The 19542-nt window shown below is 71.9% G+C and carries 18 protein-coding genes and 3 pseudogenes; 7 read left to right on the top strand and 14 right to left on the bottom strand.

The annotated features are described in order from the left end of the window. Positions 1 to 42: 42 nt before the first annotated feature. Entirely contained in the window at positions 43 to 330 is a 288-nt protein-coding gene (locus tag B1205_RS31745; RefSeq protein WP_369597300.1) for an FAD-dependent monooxygenase, read from the bottom strand. 140 nt (positions 331 to 470) lie between these two features. Between B1205_RS31745 and B1205_RS17745 the strand changes: the two are divergent. Beyond that, a pseudogene (locus tag B1205_RS17745) lies at positions 471 to 1117 on the top strand (TetR/AcrR family transcriptional regulator). A gap of 92 nt (positions 1118 to 1209) precedes the next feature. On the opposite strand, the gene B1205_RS17740 reads toward B1205_RS17745, so the two are convergent. The 5 genes from B1205_RS17740 to B1205_RS17720 all read right to left on the bottom strand — a co-directional run bounded on the left by B1205_RS17740 (position 1210) and on the right by B1205_RS17720 (position 6150). Next, positions 1210 to 2178: an NAD(P)/FAD-dependent oxidoreductase gene (locus tag B1205_RS17740; RefSeq protein ID WP_089156622.1), complete on the bottom strand. Its 969-nt coding sequence runs from the start codon at positions 2176 to 2178 to the stop codon at positions 1210 to 1212. Between the two features lie 103 nt (positions 2179 to 2281). Next, positions 2282 to 2941 carry a rhomboid family intramembrane serine protease gene (locus B1205_RS17735; protein WP_089156621.1) on the bottom strand — a complete coding sequence of 220 codons (660 nt, stop codon included), beginning with the start codon at positions 2939 to 2941 and terminating at the stop codon, positions 2282 to 2284. Between the two features lie 100 nt (positions 2942 to 3041). Then, positions 3042 to 3743, bottom strand: a complete 702-nt coding sequence (locus tag B1205_RS17730) for a transglycosylase SLT domain-containing protein (protein WP_176308665.1) — start codon at positions 3741 to 3743, stop codon at positions 3042 to 3044. A 298-nt stretch (positions 3744 to 4041) separates the two neighbouring features. Next, on the bottom strand, positions 4042 to 5451 hold the full coding sequence (locus tag B1205_RS17725; protein WP_089156619.1) for a PhoH family protein: 1410 nt from the start codon (positions 5449 to 5451) through the stop codon (positions 4042 to 4044). Positions 5452 to 5736: 285 nt separating this feature from the next. Continuing rightward, positions 5737 to 6150 (bottom strand): hypothetical protein, encoded by a 414-nt coding sequence (locus tag B1205_RS17720; protein WP_089156618.1) that lies wholly within the window; start codon positions 6148 to 6150, stop codon positions 5737 to 5739. A 248-nt stretch (positions 6151 to 6398) separates the two neighbouring features. Between B1205_RS17720 and B1205_RS17715 the strand changes: the two genes are divergently transcribed. The 3 genes from B1205_RS17715 to otsB all read left to right on the top strand — a co-directional run bounded on the left by B1205_RS17715 (position 6399) and on the right by otsB (position 8250). Continuing rightward, entirely contained in the window at positions 6399 to 6839 is a 441-nt protein-coding gene (locus B1205_RS17715) for an XRE family transcriptional regulator (protein ID WP_089156617.1), read from the top strand. 163 nt (positions 6840 to 7002) lie between these two features. Then, entirely contained in the window at positions 7003 to 7356 is a 354-nt protein-coding gene (locus tag B1205_RS17710; RefSeq protein ID WP_089156616.1) for a hypothetical protein, read from the top strand. A gap of 69 nt (positions 7357 to 7425) precedes the next feature. Continuing rightward, a complete protein-coding gene (otsB, locus tag B1205_RS17705) occupies positions 7426 to 8250 on the top strand; it encodes a trehalose-phosphatase (RefSeq protein WP_089156615.1) in 825 nt (274 codons plus the stop codon). 6 nt (positions 8251 to 8256) lie between these two features. Here the strand turns inward: otsB and B1205_RS17700 are convergent, their stop codons facing one another. From B1205_RS17700 to B1205_RS17685, 4 genes and pseudogenes are all read right to left on the bottom strand, one after another. Then, on the bottom strand, positions 8257 to 9027 hold the full coding sequence (locus B1205_RS17700) for an isoprenyl transferase (RefSeq protein ID WP_089156614.1): 771 nt from the start codon (positions 9025 to 9027) through the stop codon (positions 8257 to 8259). Positions 9028 to 9058: 31 nt separating this feature from the next. Further along, positions 9059 to 10170 (bottom strand): annotated as a pseudogene (locus tag B1205_RS17695) (geranylgeranyl reductase family protein). A 179-nt stretch (positions 10171 to 10349) separates the two neighbouring features. Beyond that, complete coding sequence (locus B1205_RS17690) at positions 10350 to 11189, bottom strand: hypothetical protein (RefSeq protein ID WP_089156613.1); 840 nt, start codon at positions 11187 to 11189, stop codon at positions 10350 to 10352. A gap of 40 nt (positions 11190 to 11229) precedes the next feature. Next, positions 11230 to 13071 (bottom strand): phosphoenolpyruvate carboxykinase (GTP), encoded by a 1842-nt coding sequence (locus B1205_RS17685; RefSeq protein WP_089156612.1) that lies wholly within the window; start codon positions 13069 to 13071, stop codon positions 11230 to 11232. 135 nt (positions 13072 to 13206) lie between these two features. Here B1205_RS17685 and B1205_RS33435 point away from each other — a divergent pair, with 135 nt between their 5' ends. Continuing rightward, positions 13207 to 14076, top strand: a complete 870-nt coding sequence (locus B1205_RS33435) for a GtrA family protein (protein ID WP_441338514.1) — start codon at positions 13207 to 13209, stop codon at positions 14074 to 14076. Between the two features lie 63 nt (positions 14077 to 14139). Then, positions 14140 to 14832, top strand: a complete 693-nt coding sequence (locus B1205_RS17675) for a GtrA family protein (protein WP_089157068.1) — start codon at positions 14140 to 14142, stop codon at positions 14830 to 14832. Between the two features lie 30 nt (positions 14833 to 14862). Here the strand turns inward: B1205_RS17675 and B1205_RS17670 are convergent, their stop codons facing one another. Further along, a complete protein-coding gene (locus B1205_RS17670; RefSeq protein ID WP_089156611.1) occupies positions 14863 to 15432 on the bottom strand; it encodes a PH domain-containing protein in 570 nt (189 codons plus the stop codon). Positions 15433 to 15579: 147 nt separating this feature from the next. Next, positions 15580 to 16400 (bottom strand): annotated as a pseudogene (locus B1205_RS17665) (biotin--[acetyl-CoA-carboxylase] ligase). 72 nt (positions 16401 to 16472) lie between these two features. Here B1205_RS17665 and B1205_RS17660 point away from each other — a divergent pair. Then, complete coding sequence (locus B1205_RS17660; RefSeq protein ID WP_089156610.1) at positions 16473 to 18056, top strand: acyl-CoA carboxylase subunit beta; 1584 nt, start codon at positions 16473 to 16475, stop codon at positions 18054 to 18056. Positions 18057 to 18118: 62 nt separating this feature from the next. Here the strand turns inward: B1205_RS17660 and B1205_RS17655 are convergent, their stop codons facing one another. Beyond that, the gene (locus B1205_RS17655) at positions 18119 to 19000 is read right to left on the bottom strand and encodes a hypothetical protein (protein WP_089156609.1); all 882 of its coding nucleotides are present in this window, start codon (positions 18998 to 19000) and stop codon (positions 18119 to 18121) included. Next, entirely contained in the window at positions 18993 to 19496 is a 504-nt protein-coding gene (locus tag B1205_RS17650) for a SigE family RNA polymerase sigma factor (RefSeq protein ID WP_089156608.1), read from the bottom strand. Before B1205_RS17650 ends, B1205_RS17655 begins: the two co-directional genes overlap by 8 nt. Positions 19497 to 19542: the final 46 nt, after the last annotated feature.

The raw sequence follows: 19542 nt of genomic DNA, 5'->3' as shown, positions 1-19542 counted from the left end.
CCCGCCCCTTGGTGCCGGTGGCGGCGAGCGGGGTCGCCTCGGTCATGGGCGCGTCGACCGGGCCGTACCCATAGAGGTTGCCGACGGTGGCGAGCACCGCGCCGNGCGGTGGTACGCCGGGTTCGCGCAGTTGTAGAGCGCCACCGCGCCCTCGGCGGACGCGGCGAGCCGGTCGGCGTCGGCGGCGTCGGCGGCGATCCGCTCGACGGCCGGGTGGTCCGGGCCGGTGCCGCGCCGGGTCACCACCCGCACCCGCTCTCCGCGCTCGACGAGGAGGCGGGCGGTGGCGGTGCCGACGGGTCCGGCGCCGACGATCACATGCAGGGCCATGGTGGGTCCACCTTCACTGAAGCAGTAATCCGAATCGAGAGCACCGCTCTCGAAGAAGAGCATGACTCGGGGTGCGGCGAAAAGTCAAGAGCAGTGCTCTCGCTTTTGATTGGCGCTCTCCCGCGTGGCAGAGTGAGGACATGGTCGCTCCCTCGTTCCGCGCCCGGGTCCGCGCGGGGATGCTCGAAGAGATCAAGACGGTCGCCCGCCGCCACCTGGCCACCGACGGCGCGAACCTCTCGCTCCGCGCGGTCGCCCGGGACCTCGGCATGGTCTCCTCGGCGGTCTACCGCTACTACCCCAGCCGGGACGACCTGCTCACCGCGCTGATCGTGGAGGCGTACGACGCGCTCGGCGACGCGGTGGAAGCGGCCGACGCCGCCGTCGNGCGGCACGCACCTGGGCGCTGGCGCACCCCGCCGAGTACGCGCTGCTCTACGGCAGCCCGGTCCCCGGCTACGCGGCACCGGACGACACGGTCGCGCCGGCCCAGCGCCCCCCGGTGGCCCTGATGGGCATCCTGCGTGACGGGGTGGCCGCCGGCCAGCTCGACCCGCCGGACGAGGAGCTGCCCGAACCGCTGCGCGGTGAGGTGGCCGAGATCACCGAGCTGATCGGCATGGCGGTGCCGCCCGCGCTCGCCGCTCGCGGCATGGCCGGCTGGACACAGCTCTTCGGGCTGATCAGCTTCGAGCTGTTCGGCCGGATCAACCGGGCGCTGCCGCACCGCGACGAGTACTTCGACCACCAGATCGGCCTGATGGCCGACCTCATCGGGCTACCCTGACGCCGGTCAGCGCCCGCCGCCCAGGTAAGCCCGCCGCATCTTGTTAAAAGGGGGCCCCGCCTCTACCGGAGGCGTTAAGAAGGGGCCCCTCCTTACATCCCGTCGGAGGAGTGACCGGGGAAGAGGTGGGCGGTCGGGTCGATGGCGACCGCCGCGTTGTTGACCGCGGTGGCCGCCTCACCGAAGCCGGTGGCGATCAGCCGGACCTTGCCCGGGTATTCGGTGATGTCGCCGGCCGCGAACACCCGGGGCAGGTTGGTGGCCATCGCGCTGTCGACCAGGATGTGCCGCCGGTCGAGGGCGAGGCCCCACTCCGCGAGCGGGCCCAGGTCGGCGGTGAAGCCGAGCGCCGCCACCACCGTGTCCACCGGCAGCGTCTCGACCGGGCCGCCGCGTACGGTCAGCTCGGCGCCGGTGACGTGTTCCTCCCCGTACAGCCGGGTCACCTCGGCGTTGACCACGATCCGCACCGGCAGGTCGCGGACCCGTTCGACCGTGGCGGCGTGCGCGCGGAAACGGTCCCGCCGGTGGGTCAGGGTCACCGACCGGGCCAGCGGGGCGAGCGTGGCCGCCCAGTCGAAGGCCGAGTCGCCGCCGCCCACGATGAGCACGTTGCGGTCGGTCAGTTCGGTCGGCTGGGGCACGAAGTAGACGATCCCGCTGCCGGTGAAGCTCTCCGCGACCGGCAACGGCCGGGGGGTGAAGCTGCCCAACCCGCCGGTCACCACCACCGCGCCGCAGGCCAGCTGCTCGCCGCCGGCCAGCCCGACCACGGGCCGCCCGTCGACGTAGGAGAGCTTCTCCGCGCGTACGCCGAGCAGGTAGTCGGGGTGGAACGGCGCGGCCTGGGCGACCAGGTTCGCGACCAGCTCACGGCCCTTGACGGCGGGGAAGCCGGCGACGTCGAGGATCAGCTTCTCCGGGTACATCGCGGTGACCTGCCCGCCCGGCTCCGGCAGCGCGTCGATCACGGCCACGGTGAGCCCGCGGAACCCGGCGTAGTACGCGGCGAAGAGGCCGGTGGGACCGGCTCCGATCACGGCGACATCGACCTCGCGCATGGCGTACCGTCACTTTCCGCCCGGGATCAACCCGGGCTGATGCCGACGGTAGGCGGGCGGGCGGCCGCGGGCAAGGACGTCCCGCCGATCGATCGACGCGTCGTCAGGGCAGGGTGACCGGCGGCGACCCGAGCCGGTCCGACATGCCGGTGTCGACGCGGCGGCGGAACAGGATCGCCGCGACCACGCCGCCGAGCAGCCCGAACAGGTGGCCCTGCCAGGAGATCCGCTCGTCGGTGGGGAGGATGCCCAGCAGTTGCCAGCCGTAGAGCAGCCCGACCAGCAGCACCACGGCGAAGTTCCACCAGCTCCGCTCGACCACGCCCCGGGTGAGCAGGATGCCGAGATAGCCGAAGATCACTCCGCTGGCGCCGACCACCACCGAGTTGGGCGAGCCGGTGAACCACACGCCCAGGCCGCTGACCAGGATGATCACCGCGGTGGACCAGAGGAACCGGCGGGTGCCGGCGGCCAGCACGAACGTGCCGAGCAGGATCAGCGGAATGCTGTTGCTGTAGAGGTGGTTCCAGCCGGCGTGCAGGAACGGCGAGAAGAAGACGCCGTCCAGGCCCTGGATGCGGTGCGGGATGATGCCGGCGGTGACGTCGAGGTCGAGGCGCAGCCCGACGTCGAGCGCCTCGATGAGGAAGAGCACCGGCACCACGGCGCACATGGCGACGAAGGCCCGGCCGAGGGACGCGTAGAACGCGTCGGTGCCGAACCGGTGGGGGTCGCCGCCGCGAGGGCCGTCCTGCCAGGTCACCTACCAAGAGCTATCAGTAAATGCGGCCGATTGCCACTCGGGGGTGACGACGACGGCGGGACACGCGGATCTCCGCGCGCCCCGCCGTCGGTCGACTCGCTCAGTACCAGCCCTCGTTCTGCGACTGCTGCCAGGCGCCGCAGGGGGTGTCGTACCGGCCCTTGATGTACCCGAGGCCCCACTTGATCTGGGTGGCCGGGTTGGTCCGCCAGTCGTCGGCCACCGAGCTCATCTTGTTGCCCGGTACGGCCTGCGGAATCCCGTACGCGCCGGAGCTGCTGTTGGCGGCCTTCGGGTTCCAGCCGCTCTCCTTCGTCCAGAGCTTGTCCAGACAGGGGAACTGGTCGATGCCGAAGCCCTGGTCGAGCATGACGGCGCAGCCGACCTTCCGGTTGCCGCTGTACTCGGCGCAGGAAGCCGGGATCTTGCCCGCGTACGGCTTGATCTTGGCCTCGGCCTCCGCCTTGGCCTCGGCCTCCGCCTTCTCCCGCTCCTTCTTGCGGTTCGCGGCGGCCCGCTCGGCCGCCTTGGCCCGCTCGGCGGCCTCCTTCGCCGCCGCGGCGGCGCGCAGTTTGGCCTGGTACTCGGCGGCCCGCTGGTGGGACGACCGCAGCCGGTGTTCGGTCTGCAGCTCCCGCTGGTAGGTGTATTCGGCCCGGTCGACCTCGAGGCCGACCTGCGCGGTCAGGCCCTGCTGCTGGGTCTGACGATCTTCGCCCAGGTAGAAACCGCCGGCGACGCCCACGGAGAGCAGCGCGACAGCGGCCGTACGGGCGCCGAACCGGCTCCACAGCCGACTCACGAAGTTTCCCTTCGTCGGAGGCAGGGACACGACACCACGCGTGGCCGGTGACGGCCGCGCCCGGGTGCCGTGAGCGCCCCGACCCGGCGGTCTCCGCCGCCGCACCGGCCTCGTGGCTCCCGCCGTCGTGGCGAGGAATGCTCGACGAGCTTCCGTGCGGATGGGACTCCAGGTGCTGGAGTTCTCGGTGGCGCTCGATGGACACCATCGCGCACGGTGAGGCCGCTGGGAAACCGCAGGGAGCAAAAGTGATTTGCGCCACATCAAAATATGGGCGAATACGGGCCAGATCCCCCGCTCAGCCCGGGATGTCCTCCAGCAGGTCGGTGACCATCGCGGCGATCGGAGAACGCTCCGATCGGCTGAGGGTGACGTGCGCGAAGAGGGGATGCCCCTTCAGCGTCTCGATCACGGCGGTGACGCCGTCGTGCCGGCCGACCCGCAGGTTGTCGCGCTGCGCCACGTCGTGGGTCAGCACCACCCGGGAGCCCTGGCCGATCCGGGACAGCACGGTCAGCAGGACGCCGCGCTCCAGCGACTGGGCCTCGTCCACGATGACGAAGGCGTCGTGCAGGCTCCGGCCCCGGATGTGGGTCAGCGGCAGCACCTCCAGCAGCCCACGCGAGGTGACCTCCTCCATGACGTTCTCGTGCACCACCGCGCCCAGCGTGTCGAAGACGGCCTGGGCCCAGGGCGACATCTTCTCCGACTCGGAGCCGGGCAGGTAGCCGAGTTCCTGACCGCCGACCGCGTACAGCGGGCGGAAGACGATCACCTTCTTGTGCCGGCGGCGCTCCATCACCGCCTCCAGGCCGGCGCAGAGGGCCAGCGCCGACTTGCCGGTGCCGGCCCGGCCGCCCATCGAGACGATGCCGATCGACTCGTCCAGCAGCAGGTCGAGCGCGATCCGCTGCTCCGCCGACCGCCCGTGCAGCCCGAACGCCTCCCGGTCGCCACGGACCAGCCGTACCGTCTTGTCGGGCAGCACCCGGCCCAGCGCCGAACCCCGCGCCGAGTGCAGCACCAGCCCGGTGTGGCAGGGCAGCCCGGCGGCGGCGTCGACGTCCAGCGCCTCGCCCGCGTACAGCCGCCCGATCGCCTCCTCGGTCAGCTCCAGCTCGGCCATCCCGGTCCAGGTCGGGTCGCTGGCCTGACCGTGGCGGTACTCGTCGGCGCGCAGGCCGACCGAGGCCGCCTTCACCCGCAGCGGCATGTCCTTGCTGACCAGGGTCACCTCGCGCCCCTCGGCGGCCAGGTTGAGCGCCACCGACAGGATCCGGGCGTCGTTCGACTCGTTGCGGAAGCCGGGCGGCAGCACCCCGTCGTCGGTGTGGTTCAACTCCACCCGCAGCGTGCCGCCGGCGTCGTTGGCGGGCACCGGCCGGTCCAACCGGCCGTGCCGCACCCGCAGCTCGTCCAGCATGCGCAACGACTGACGGGCGAACCAGCCCAGTTCCGGGTGGTGCCGCTTGCCCTCCAGCTCGGAGATGACCACCAGGGGCAGCACCACCTCGTGCTCGGCGAAGCGGTGGAACGCCGCCGGGTCGGAGAGAAGGACCGACGTGTCCAGGACGAAGGCCGGGCCGGCTGGTCGAGGCTCCTCGGTGGCGGCAGCGGCGGCGCTGCGCCGGCCTCGGGTGGTCCGGCGGGTCGTGGCGGTCGCGGCCGGGGTCGGCTCGGCAGCGGCGGGGGTACGGCGAGTGGTCACAGGCCTGCTCCGCGGATGGGCACCCGGCCACCCGAGTTCCGCCTCTTCCGGTGCCCGGCGGACACGGGGTCGGATGCGGGCCCCGTGCGCGAGGTCGCAGGCCGGGCTGACCGGCTGGCCCGGGAAAACCCCGTGCCATGCCTAGACGCTAATCGCCGTGAGCCCGCTCGGCTAGGGGTCCGGGTGGATCACCGGTGAACAGCCCGCCACCGGCCGGGATGCCGCCCCCTGCGAGCATCCCGGCCGGCCGGGGCGACGGCGCGCGCCGCGCCCCCGAGGCGGGCCTCAGCCCGGCCGCCGGACCAGGGTGCCGGCGCCTGCCGTCCCGAACGAGGAGCCGGTGTACGTGGTGCCCGTGCGGGCGGTCGACGGGCCGCGCTGTGCGGTCGCGGTGACCCGCACGGCCGGGACGCCGGTGCGCCCGGTGACCGCGGCGGGCACGGCGGTCCCGGCGAACGGCGTGGACACCTGACCGGCCGACGTCACCGCGGACGGCGCGGGACCGGCCAGCGCCGTGGCGATGGCGGCCCGCGCGTCACGCCGCCGTCGGTGCCAGGCGCCCCGGTCGCCGTCGAAGTAGCCCTGCCGGTAGCCGAACCGGTAGCCGATCCGGTAGCTGAGCTGGCCGTGCAGCCGACCGGCGGCGTAGCAGGTGGAACCGAGCACCAGGACGAGGACGACGGCGAGGAACGGGCTCACCGGGTCACCTCCGCCACCCGGATCGCGAGTACGGTCACCGGACCTCCCACCCGTGACACAACGGAAGTTGTCCCATAGGCGTGACACTAGCAGCTTTTGGTCCGCCTGCCACCGCAGTCGCTCCCATCTATTTTCCCCAGGCCAAGGCGTCAACAAGCGCAACCGAACCGGATTGATATTCGTATCGCAGGCGTGACAGGGGCGTGCCGAGGTGACCCGACGCGGCCGTCTGGCCGTACCGTCACGGGGTGACCGAGACGGCCAATGCGCGGAAGATCGCCTTCGCCACCTTCGTCCGCCGGGCGCTCGACGACGCCCGCGCCATGCGGGCCTGGAGCGGCACCGAGGTCTCCCGACGCACCGGCGTCTCCCGCCAGACCATCAACCGTTGGGTACGCGGCGACTGGGCCAGCGACCCCGAGGCCGAACGCGTGGTCGCCTTCTGCGAGGGCCTCGGGCTCGACCCGGCCGCCGCGTTCACGGCGCTCGGCTGGGACCGGGCGGCCGGCCCGCGCACCGCCCCCACCCCGCCGCCGATGGATCCGGACGTGGAGGCGTTGCTGCGTCGGCTGGTCGACCCGGACGTGTCCGACGCGGAGAAGTTCCACATCCGAGAAACCATCCGCTATCTCGCATACCGCCCAACCCTGCCGACAAACCTCCGAAACAGCGGTAAACAGGCGGGGTAGTTCCTCAGATGGCGAACGAACGGACGAGCAGACCTGATCGTTTCGCCGCGGGGACGGATCGGACCGGCTAGCGTCCACGTTTGTACTGCTAGGGGCTCGTCGTCGGCGGGGGGACGGGACACGGCCGCACCCAGCCCTGCGGGACAGAAGGAGGGGTCTGTCCATGACCCTGAAATGGATGGCAGTCGTGGTCGCGGTGGTGTCGGCCACATCGTGCGTGACCGGCAACGTGGTGATCGGCGTGCTGAACGGCGGGCAGCTTCCCCTGGCCGTCAACGTCCTCGCGCTCACCACTACCGGCACCGCGGTGGTCGTCGCCGTCGTCGCCGAACTACAGGACCGGCTCAACGACCGGGTCAGCGCGCTCACCGAGTTCCTGGTGGCGCGGCTCAACGAGATCGAGGCGCACACCGGCGACCGGAACGCCGGCTTCGTGGAGGGCTACCTGCTCAGCCACGGGCAGGACGCGGCCGTCGTACCGTTCGGGCGCCGGGGACGAGGAGCCGCCGAACGCTGACTCCCGCGTCGCCCCGACGTCACATCTCGGCCACGAATACGCCGCCCGGCGCGGGGTACGCTGACGCGCGTGCCGCCGTTGAATCTGGGCAACCAGCAGCCGAAGACCCCCCTGGACGCCGACCATGCCTGGCGTGCCACCGCCGCACGCGCGGGTGACGTGGTGCTCTTCTTCGACTTCGACGGCACCCTGGCGCCGGTCGACGACGATCCCACCGCGGTCCGACCCGCGCCGAAGGTGCTCGGCGCGCTGGAGGCGCTCGCCCCACGCGTGCGCCGGATCGCCATCGTCTCCGCGCGCCCGGTGGACTTCCTCCGCGACCACCTGGGCGGCCTCGCGGGCATCGACCTGTACGGGCTCTACGGCCTGGAGCACAGCCACTCCGGCGGCGAGACGGTCACCGAACCGGCCGCCCTGCCGTGGGTGCCGACCATGGCCGAGCTGGCCGACCAGGCCCAGGCCGAACTGCCGCCCGGCGCCCTGGTCGAGTTCAAGCGGCTCTCCGTCGCGCTGCACTGGCGCACCGCGCCGCAGCTCGGTGACCTGGTGCAGGAGTGGGGCCGGGCCCGGGCCGAGCGGCTCGGTCTACGCTGCCAGGCCGGCCGGATGGTGCTGGAGCTGAAGCCGCCCGTCGACCGGGACAAGGGCCTGGTGATCGGCGAGACGGTCCGGGACGCCGGCGGCGCGTGGTATTTCGGCGACGACGTCTCCGACATCAAGGCGTTCGCCGCGTTGCGCGCCCGCGCCGCCACCGACCCCGACTTCCTCGGCGTCTGTGTGGCCGTGGCCAACCCGGAGACCGGTCACGAGGTCGCCGACGCCGCCGACCTCACGCTCGACAGCCCGGCCGCCCTGGGCGACTTCCTCACCGACGCGCTGACCCACCTCCGCTGAGGCCGGTCAGACGCCGAAGCGGCGCTGGCGGGTCGCGTACGAGCGCAGCGCGCGGAGGAAGTCGACCCGGCGGAAGTCGGGCCAGTTCAGCTCGCAGAAGTAGAACTCCGAGTGCGCGCTCTGCCAGAGCATGAAGCCGGACAGCCGCTGCTCGCCACTGGTCCGGATGATCAGGTCGGGGTCGGGCAGGCCCTTGGTGTAGAGGTGCTCCGAGATGTGGTCGACGTCGATCGTGGTGGCCAGCTCCTCGATCGTGCCGCCGGCCGCCGCGTGCTCCAGCAGCAGGGAGCGGACCGCGTCGGCGATCTCCCGCCGCCCGCCGTACCCGACGGCGATGTTGACCTGAGCCCCGCCGTCGCGGTCGCGGGTGCGCTCCGCGGCGGCCTTCAGCGCCGCCGCGTGCTGCGCGGGCAGCACGTCGAGCGCGCCCACCATGCGCAGCCGCCAGGGATTGCCCTCCTCGGCCAGCTCGGTGGTGAGATCCGCGATGATCTGGAGCAGCGGGTCCAGCTCGGCGGCCGGGCGGGAGAGGTTGTCGGTGGAGAGCAGCCAGAGCGTGACGTGCCCGACGCCGGCCGCGTCGCACCAGCGGAGCAGCTCCTTGATCCGTTCGGCGCCCATCCGGTGGCCGTCGTTCGGATCGACGAAGCCCATCTCCCGGGCCCACCTGCGGTTGCCGTCGCACATCACACCGACGTGCGCGGGCACCGGCTTGCCCGCGAGCTTCGCCGTCAGCCGGCGCTCGTACACGGAGTAGAGGAGTTTCCGCAGAGTCATCACCTTGCAGGGTAGCGACCCACCGGAAAGATCAGTGCCGCGGTGGCGCATCGCGGGACGGGCAGTCGTTTCCGGCCCGCCGGGGCCGCGGCACGCCGGCGGCGATCGCGGCCAGCGTCCGGGCGTCCAGGCGGCCGTCGCCGAGCCCCAGCTCCACCACGGTCCGGTAGACCCGCTCGTCCCGGCCGGCCGCCCCCACCGCGGCGTCGACCACCCACCGCCGCCGGGCCAGCCAGGCCGCCGCCGAGNCGCGTCGGCGGGCGCGCCGGCCGCCGCCGCCCCGGCGAGCGCACCGGAGCGCAACGCGTAGAAGATGCCCTCGCCGGTGAACGGGTTGATCAACGAGAGCGCGTCGCCGGCCAGCACCACCCGGCCCCGCCCGGGCGCCGGCCGGTGGGTGGAGAGCGGCAGGTGGTGCGCCCGCAGGTCGGTCACCGCGGCCGGATCGGTGCCGGGCAGCAGCGCGGCCATCCGGTCCAGCAGGTGGGCGCGGGTCAGCGGCTCGCCGCGCAACACCTCCCCGTACCCGACGTTCGCGCGACCGTCCCCGATCGGAAAGACCCAGGCGTACGCGGGCCAGCGCGCCGCCGAGGTGACGATGAGCTGCTCGGGCGGGCCGGGCGGCGCCGGCGCGTAGCCCCGGATGGCGAGCGCGAGGTGCCGGTCCGGGTTGACCGGGTGCCCCAACGCCCGCCGCAGCACCGAGCCGGCCCCGTCCGCCCCGACCACCGCCCGGGCGGCCAGTTCCCCGTCCAGCACCACCCGGTCGGCGCCCACCTCCACCCGGCGTACGGTGTGCCGCCGCAGCTCCGCCCCGGCCTCGACCGCGGCCCGGACCAGACGCGCGTCGAACACCTTGCGGGGCACCGTGTACGCGGGTCGGGGCAGCGGCCGGGCCACCGCGCCCCCACCGGGGCCGACCAGGCGCAACGCCGGCAGCGGAGGATATCCGTCGACCGCGCCGCTCACCCCCAGCTCGGCGAGGACGTCCAGCGCGTGCGCGGCGATGCCGTCCCCGCACGCCTTGTCGCGCGGGAAGTCGTACCGGTCGAGCAGCAGCACCCGCGCGGCCCCGGCCCGCCGCGCCCCGAGCGCCGCCGCCGCCCCGGCCGGCCCCGCCCCCACCACCACGACGTCCCACACGCCCCCATCCTCCCCCGCTCCCACCCCCACCCCCGGCCGGCGCGCCCGCCACCGGTGTTGATCATGAAGTTAGCGGCATCCACAGAGATCAACACCACCGCCAACTTCATGATCAACCGTCCGTGCCGGGGCGGGGGCGGGGCGGGAGCGGGAGCGGGAGCGGGGCGGGGGCGGGGCGGTCAGGGGGTGGCGCGGTGCAGGGAGTAGAGGGTCAGGGCGGCGGCGGTCAGCAAGGGGGCGCCGTCACGGATCAGGCCGTCGGTGCCGAGCAGCCACCAGCAGAGCGGGAGGTCGAGCGCGAGGGTGCCGAGCGTGACGACCACCAGTGCCCGGCGTGCCCAGGCCCGGCCGCGCAGCACGAACGCGGTGCAGAACAGCACCGCGTAGCTGACCGCGATGCCGGCGCCGAACCAGACGAACAGCGCGGGCACGGCCGCGATCCGGCCGTCCAGCACGGAGCCGGTCGCCACCAGCGCCGGGACCAGCATCAGCGGGCTGTAGGTGAACGCCGCCACCCGGGCGGTGAGCAGCCAGCCGTTGGCCTGCGGGCGCTTCGGCGTCACCTCACGCCAGGAGATCGTCCCGCCCTCGACCACCAGGCCCTTGCGGTGCCGGACCAGGTGGGCGCGGACCGCGTCGGACCGGTAGAGCAGCACCACCACGGCGACGCAGAGCGCGGTGAGCGCCGCGAAGCCGAGCAGGCCCGGCAGTGCGGGCACGCCCTGCCGGGGCACCACCAGCCGGCCCACCGCGAAGACCGTGGTCACGGCGAGGATCAGCCCGAACGGCCGAGCGCTCACCCGGCCCTTCCTGACGTGCCTGATCAGGATCAGGAAGCCCAGCGAGCGGAGCATCGCCCAGCCGGTGCGCACGGCGAGACCGAACTCCTGCGCCGGGGCGTACCAGTAGTTGAGCAGTTCGACCACGACGGTGGCCGCCGCCGTCACGGCCAGCAGCGTGGTCAGCGCCCGGACGGCGGACGGCCGCCGGACCTCGACAGGTTCGGCGGCCGTCCTCATGGGATGCGATGGTGCCCGGCGCGGGCGTCCCGCACACCTGTTACTTCTGCGGCTCCACGTCCAGCCGGGCGCGCAGCGCGTCCAGTTCGGCCCAGAGCACACCCGGGAGCTTGTCGCCGAACTTCTCGAACCACTCGGTGACCAGCGGCAACTCCTTGCGCCACTCCTCCGGGTCGACCTTCAGGGCGATCCGGACGTCCTCCGGGGTCATGTCGAGGCCCTCGATGTCCAGCGCGTCCTGCGCCGGGACCATGCCGATCGGGGTCTCCACGGCCTCCGCCCGGCCCTCCAGGCGCTCGATGATCCATTTGAGGACGCGGGAGTTCTCGCCGAAGCCCGGCCAGAGGAAGCTGCCCTCGGCGTCCTTGCGGAACCAGTTGACGTAGTAGACCTTGGGCAGCTTGGCCTCGTCACCGTCGGCGCCCTTGCCCATCTCGATCCAGTGCCGGAAGTAGTCACCGGCGTGGTAGCCGATGAACGGCAGCATCGCCATCGGGTCACGGCGCACCACGCCGACCGCGCCGGACGCGGCGGCGGTGGTCTCCGAGGAAAGCGTCGCACCCAGGTAGACGCCGTGCACCCAGTCGCGCGCCTCGGTGATCAGCGGCACGGTGTCCCGGCGCCGGCCGCCGAACAGGATCGCGTCGATCGGCACGCCGTTCGGGTCGTAGTAGTCGTCGGCCAGGATCGGGCACTGGGTGATCGGGGTGCAGAACCGGCTGTTCGCGTGTGAGGAGAGGCTGTCGCTCTCCGGCGTCCAGTCGTTGCCCTTCCAGTCGATCAGGTGCGCCGGCGGCTCGCCCATGCCCTCCCACCAGATGTCGCCGTCGTCGGTGAGGGCCACGTTGGTGAAGATGGAGTTGCCCCGGTCGAGCGTCCGCATCGCGTTGGCGTTGGTCTTCCAGTCGGTGCCGGGCGCGACGCCGAACAGGCCGTACTCCGGGTTGACGGCGTAGAGACGGCCGTCCGGGCCGAACCGCATCCAGGCGATGTCGTCGCCGATGGTCTCGACCTTCCAACCCGGGATGGTCGGCTCCAGCATGGCCAGGTTGGTCTTGCCGCAGGCCGACGGGAACGCCCCGGCGACGTGGTAGACCCGACCCTCGGGCGAGGTGATCTTGAGGATCAGCATGTGCTCGGCGAGCCAGCCCTCGTCGCGCCCCATCACGCTGGCGATCCGCAGCGAGTAGCACTTCTTGCCGAGCAGCGAGTTGCCGCCGTAGCCGGAGCCGTAGGACCAGATCTCCCGGGTCTCCGGGAAGTGCGAGATGTACTTCGTGTCGTTGCACGGCCAGGACACGTCCTGCTGCCCGGGGGCGAGCGGGGCGCCGATGGAGTGCAGCGCGTGCACGAAGTCGGCGTCGTCGCCCATCGCCGACAGGACCGACGACCCCATCCGGGTCATGATCCGCATCGAGGCCACCACGTACGGGCTGTCCGTGATCTCGACGCCGAACATGGGGTTCTCCGCCTCGACCGGGCCCATGCAGAACGGAATGACGTACATGGTGCGGCCGCGCATGCTGCCGCGGTACAGGTCCGTCATCGTCCGCTTCATCTCGGCCGGCGCCATCCAGTTGTTGGTGGGGCCGGCGTCCGCCTCGTCGACGGAGCAGATGAAGGTGCGCTCCTCGACCCGGGCGACGTCCGTCGGATCCGTCCGCGCGTAGAACGAGTTGGGCTTCTTCTCGGGGTTCAGCCGGATCAGGGTGCCGGTGGAGACGAGTTCGTCGGTGAGGCGACGCCACTCCTCGTCGGACCCGTCCACCCAGACCACCCGGTCGGGCGTAGTCAGTTCCGCGACCTCGCGTACCCAGGCGAGCAGTTTGGGGTGGGACGTCGGGGCCTGATCGATACCCCGAACAACAGCCGGAGCAACCATGTCACATCTCCTTGTGGTCGACGCTGACCGATCTGTGGGATGCACGAGTTCTGGCGAGCGAGACGCCGCCGTCGTGGAAACCTGGGATTGGGCTCAGCGTAAACCGGGCTGCCCCGCCAGTCAGTGGGACTGGTTGTGAAGAACTGCACAAGGTGCGGCCACGCTGCGGCATCACGATCTGATACCCGCTTTCACGCGCAGTTTCACGCAAATCCTTCGGTGAACCTTCACCCATCCGGCCCGCCGCGACCGGGCCGGTCACCGAACCACGGAAGTGCGATTCCGCGTTGCCCTTCGCACATTCGCACCGCGGGTTACGCTCTGCTCACCGGCACCCGGAGCGGGCGACGGCTCCGGCGACGCGACGGCCGGCGGCGCGGACACGCCGCCGAAGTTGCCGTGCGCGACTCGCCGTTGCGGGCCGCCCCCCTTTCGTCCAACCGGTACTCTCGGCGGGTGGCCGCGACGATGACCGGAGACCAACCGGGGGCTCCGCAGACCCGTCGGGGTTTGATCGGGGCACTGATCGACCGGTTCGGTCACCTCGTCCACGAACTGAGCAAGTTCGCCACCGTCGGCGGCTTCGCCTTCCTCGTCGACTTCGCCCTCTTCAACTACCTGTCGAGCGGTCGCGGCATGCCGCCCGTCGCGGCGAAGACCATCTCCACCGTGATCGCCGCGACCCTGGCCTTCCTGGGCAACCGGTTCTGGACCTGGCGGCACCGACAGCGTTCCAACCCCGCCCGCGAGTACGCGCTGTTCTTCTTCTTCAACGGCGTGGGCCTGGGCATCGCGGTGGGTTGCCTGGCGATCAGCCACTACGGGCTGGGCGCGCTCTGGCCCGACGTGTTCCAGACCCCCCTCGCCGACAACCTCGCCAGCTTCGTCGTCGGCACCGGCCTGGGGACGCTGTTCCGGTTCTGGTCCTATCGACGGTTCGTTTTCGTCGACGCGGGAAATCCCCCCGTTCCGGCGTCGAGCCACGACCGAGAGTCCGGGGCGTGATCCACCGCCCATCCCGACCCGCTGGGCCCAGCCGGCCCCGCCCACTGCCCTAAGGTGTTCCGCATGCCTGGAGTCCGTCTGCTGCCCGAGCGCTGGCAGAAGTTCATCCACGAGGCGCTCAAATTCGGCATCGTCGGCGGCATCAACACCGTCATCAATTACGCGGTGTTCAATGCGTTGGCACTCACGGTATTCCGCGACGGCCAGCTCAAGGCGACGGTGATCGCGACCCTCGTCGCGACGATCACGTCGTACCTGATGAATCGTCACTGGACGTACCGGGATCGACCGAAAGCAGCCCTGCGGCGCGAATACGCCCTTTTCTTCCTGTTCAACGGCGCCGGCCTGGTCATCGAACTCGGCGTCCTGGCCCTGGCCAAGTACGGCCTGGGCGTGCACGGCCTGCTGGCGTTGAACGTGGCCAAGACCGTCGGTGTCCTGCTGGCCACGCTGTTCCGCTTCTGGTCCTACCGGACGTTCGTCTTCCAGCCGGTGCCCAGACACGCGGAGGAGACCTGGCACGCCGTGCCGCGTGACGAGTGGGACAACGTCGCCGAGATGGACCCGGTGGCCGAGCTGGCCGAGTCCGTCAGCGAGCTGGAGGAGGAAGAACCTCCGCTCGGCGGCCCGGCCGCCGGCTACACCCCGCCGCAGGGCCGTACCGCACCGGCCGACGCAGCCCTGGGCGGCGCCCTCGGCGCCGGCCTGGAGCCCGAACTCGCCGCCGAGCTGCAACCCCGCCGCGCCCGCCGCTGAGGCCGCGGCGGCAGGCGGGGCGGCGGTCCGTCAGGACGGGTCGCGGAGCGACTTGCCCTCGGCCATGTCGGCCAGGATCTCGCGCATCTCGCCGTCGCCCAGGCTGTGCTTGTCGTGGTGGGCCTCGACCAGCTCGTAGAGCTTCGTCTGCACCCGGTCCACATGCGGCACGTCGGCGAGCACCGACTGGCCCCGCTCGCCGGCCGACTCGATGGTCAGCGTGCCGCAGCCGAGCAACCGCTCCACGAAACGCTGGTGCATGGCATGGTCGTTGATCCGGGTCAGCGGCAGGTCCCGCCGGTTGCGGGAGAACACCCCCTCCTGGAGCAGCACCCGCTCGTTGGTGAAGAGGTAGTGCGTGGTGCGCCAGACCAGGAACGGCCACAGGCCCAGCCACAGCACCAGCACCAGACCGAGCCCGGCGATGGCGTACAGCGCGATCGTGCCGCCGTCGCCGTCGGGCAACAGGATCCAGCCCGCGACCAGCGCCGCGACGGTGAGCGCCAGCACCAGGATCGGCCGGATCAGGGCCTTCCAGTGCGGGTGCAGGTGCAGCACGACGTGCTCGTCCTCGGTGAGCACGTCTTCGGGGAACGCCACGGAAGAACCTCCTCGCAGAACCGGACGCGCTGACCGTAACCGGTCGGCGCATCCGTGGTGCATCGGCCGCGCGGACGGCGTGCGTGAAGTGAGGTGTTAAGCGGGGCCCCCTCCTCTACCGCAGGCGTTAACCGGGGCCCCTTCCTTTCACCTCAGGTGGAGGACGTCGCCGGCGGCCAGGTGGAGGGTTTCGGTGGGGGTGGCCACCAGGAGCTGGCCGTCGGGGTCGACGCCGGTGGCGGTGCCGTGCGCCTCGCGTCCGTCCGGCAGCAGCACCCGCACCTGGCGGCCCACCGTCGCGCACCCGGCCAGGTACGCCGCGCGCAACCCGCTGGCCTCCGCGTCCCCGCCGGCGGCACGCCACCGCTCGTACCAGTCGGCGAGCGAGCGCAGCAACGCCCGCAGCAGCGGATCCCGGTCGGTGGCGGTGGCGCCGGCGAGCTGGAGCGAGGTGGCCGGCAGGCCGGTCGGGTTCGCCGGCAGCTCGTCGGCGCGCAGGGTCACGTTCAGGCCGACGCCGACCACGATCGCGGGCGGCTGGGCGGGGCCGTCGCCGGGCACCGCCTCGGCCAGCACGCCCGCGCACTTCGCGCCGTCGACCAGCAGGTCGTTCGGCCACTTCAGGCGCGCGTCCAGCTCGGCCAGCCGGCGTACCGCCTCGGCCACCGCGACGCCGGCCAGCAAANCTCGCCGGGCCGGAGCAGGATGCTGGTCGCGATGCCGGCGCGCGGCGGCGACTGCCAGACCCGGCCCCGCCGGCCCCGGCCGGCGGTCTGCCGCTCCGCGACCACCACCAGCCCCTCCGGCTCACCGGCCCGCGCGGCGTCGACCACGTCCGCGTTGGTCGAGGCGGTCTCCGCCACCAGCTCCAGGCGGCGCCAGGGCCCGTGCGGCGCGACCAGCGCGCGGCGCAACCGGGCCGCCGACAGCGGCGGGCGGTCCAGATCGGTGTACGGCGAGCCGGGCATCGGACCAGCCTACGGCCCGGGTGAGGCGCACTGCACAACGTCGCCCACCTGAACCATCGTTATATTCCCTGGGTGACTACCGAGACCGGGATCAACATCCACACGACCGGCGGCAAGCTGGCGGACCTGGAGCGACGGCTCGACGAGGCGGTGCACGCCGGGTCGGCGCGCGCGGTGGAGAAGCAGCACGCGCGGGGCAAGAAGACCGCCCGGGAGCGGATCGAACTGCTCCTCGACGAGGGTTCCTTCGTCGAGTTGGACGCGTTCGCCCGGCACCGCTCGACGAACTTCGGGCTGGAGCGCACCCGCCCGTACGGGGATGGCGTGGTGACCGGCTACGGCACGGTGGACGGTCGCCAGGTCTGCGTGTTCGCGCAGGACTTCACCGTCTTCGGCGGCTCCCTCGGCGAGGTCTTCGGCGAGAAGATCGTCAAGCTGATGGACCTGGCCATGAAGATCGGCTGCCCGGTGGTCGGCATCAACGACTCCGGCGGCGCACGGATCCAGGAGGGCGTCGCCTCGCTCGGCCTCTACGGTGAGATCTTCTTCCGCAACGTCCGGGCCAGCGGCGTCATCCCGCAGATCTCGCTCATCATGGGCCCGTGCGCGGGTGGCGCGGTCTACTCCCCGGCGGTCACCGACTTCACCGTGATGGTCGACCAGACGTCGCACATGTTCATCACCGGCCCCGACGTGATCAAGACGGTCACCGGCGAGGACGTCGGCATGGAGGAGCTGGGCGGCGCGCGCACCCACAACGCCCGCAGCGGCAACGCGCACTACCTCGGCACCGACGAGTCCGACGCGATCGACTACGTCAAGGCGCTGCTGTCGTACCTGCCGTCGAACAACCTGGACGAGCCGCCGGTCTTCTCCATGGATGTGGACCTCGACATCACGGACGAGGACCGCGAACTGGACACCCTCATCCCGGACTCGGCGAACCAGCCGTACGACATGCACCGGGTGATCGAGCACGTGCTCGACGACGGCGAGTTCCTCGAAGTCCAGCCGCTCTACGCGCAGAACATGGTGGTCGGCTTCGGCCGGGTCGAGGGGCGTCCGGTCGGCGTGGTCGCGAACCAGCCGATGCACTTCGCCGGCACCCTCGACATCGCCGCCTCGGAGAAGGCGGCCCGGTTCGTGCGCACCTGCGACGCGTTCAACGTCCCGGTGCTGACGTTCGTGGACGTACCCGGTTTCCTGCCCGGCACCGGGCAGGAGTGGGACGGCATCATCCGCCGAGGCGCGAAGCTCATCTACGCGTATGCCGAGGCCACGGTCCCGAAGGTCACCGTCATCACCCGCAAGGCGTACGGCGGCGCGTACGACGTGATGGGCTCCAAGCACCTCGGCGCGGACCTGAACTTCGCCTGGCCGACCGCGCAGATCGCGGTGATGGGCGCGCAGGGCGCGGTGAACATCCTCTACCGCGCCGAACTGGCGAACGCCGAGGACCCGGCCGCGGTCCGTGCCGAGAAGATCGCCGAGTACGAGGACACGCTGGCCAACCCGTACGTCGCCGCCGAGCGGGGCTACGTCGACGCGGTGATCCCGCCGCACGAGACGCGGACCCAGATCGTCCGCGCCCTGCGAACGCTGCAAACCAAGCGCGAAACGCTCCCGCCCAAGAAGCACGGCAACATCCCCCTGTAAGGAGGGGCACCCTGTTAACGCCTCGCGTATAGCAGGGGCCCCTTCTTAACACGCAGCTCGGGTCAGCAGCCGGGGTTGGCGGCGACACACAATCGGTTGGCCGCGGCGCGCGCCAGATCCAACAGCTTCGCCTGCGTCATCGTGGTGCCCGGGGCGTCCGGTTGCAGGGGTTCTCCCGGAACCACGACCGTGACCAGGTCGCCGACCCGGACGACCAACCGGTCCTCGGGCCGAGCCGGGGTCACCACCGGCTCGCCGACTGTCGGTTCCACCGCCTCGGACACGGTGTGCCGGAGCAGGATCGCCTGATCACCGGCGAAGGCACGGGCAAGCACCGTCCACCGATGCCCGACCGTCATGTCGACCACCCCCTGATCGCCCTGAGCCTGTATCGATCGCCGCCAATCCGCGCAGGCCGTCACGGACCGGTCGAGGTCGGCGAAGAGCCGTTCCGCGCCCCCCGTCTCCAGCCGGTAGACGTCCTGGCTGACGAACGGTCTCCGGTAGGAGGCGAAGCCCGGAACCTCGACGGCCCCGATCAGGGTCTGCGAGCGGGAGTAACGCGACGTGAGCTGATCCGCCGGCAGACCCTGTTCCCGTGCGCACGCCTGGAGGATGTCGTCCACCCGGACCCGCTCGCCGAGGCCGGTGTCGCCGAGGCGCTCGTCCGTCGCCGCCGGCACGTCGGTCGCGGTCAGCATCGCCGCCACGCTGATCTCCGCCCTTCCCTCCGGACCGGCGGCGGGTGGGGCCGGTGTCGGTGCGCCCGTCCGGTCCACGAGCGTCGCGCCGAGCGCGGCGACCACGACCAGCGACACGGCGATCAACGTGGTGGTCCGCCGACTGCGCCGCCGGCCCGCGGCCCGGATCTCCGCCGGCTCCGCCCACCGGACGTTCCGCAGGTCCCGGTGCAGCGCCTCCACGAGCGTGACGTCGTCAGGCATCTGCCGCCTCCTCTTCCAGATCCACCACGGCGAGCAGCCCGGCGAGTGCGGTCCGGCCCCGGGACAGTCGGGCCTTGACGGTGCCGACCGGCGCATCGGTCTCCCGGGCGACCTCGGCGACCGGCATGCCGAGCAGGTAGTGCATGGCGATGGCGGTGCGTTGCGCCTCAGGAAGCCGACGCAGCGCGGCCACCACGTCCATCGTCTCGGTGCTCGGCGCCGGCACGTCGGCCACCGCACCGTGCCGCAGGTAGGCGCGGGCGCGGCTGCGCAGGTTGCGCCACCGGCTCACCGCGATCCGGCTGGCCACCACGCGTAGCCAGGCCTCCGGGTCGTCGTAGGAGCGCACCGTCGGCCACCGCTGCCAGGCCCGGATGTACGCCTCCTGCACGGCGTCCTGCGCCTCGGCGAGGTTGCCGGTGAGCACGTAGACGAAGCCGAGCAGCCGTTGCCGGCTGCCGCGGTAGAACTCGTCGAACCCGTCGACGTCCGGCACGCTGTTTTCCCTCCCCCGGGCGGTCGCAGGGGAGACGCCTGGCGTA

The organism is Micromonospora sp. NBS 11-29 (assembly GCF_002140155.1).
Classification (GTDB): domain Bacteria; phylum Actinomycetota; class Actinomycetes; order Mycobacteriales; family Micromonosporaceae; genus Micromonospora.
This window is presented reverse-complemented; position numbering and strand designations above follow the sequence as displayed.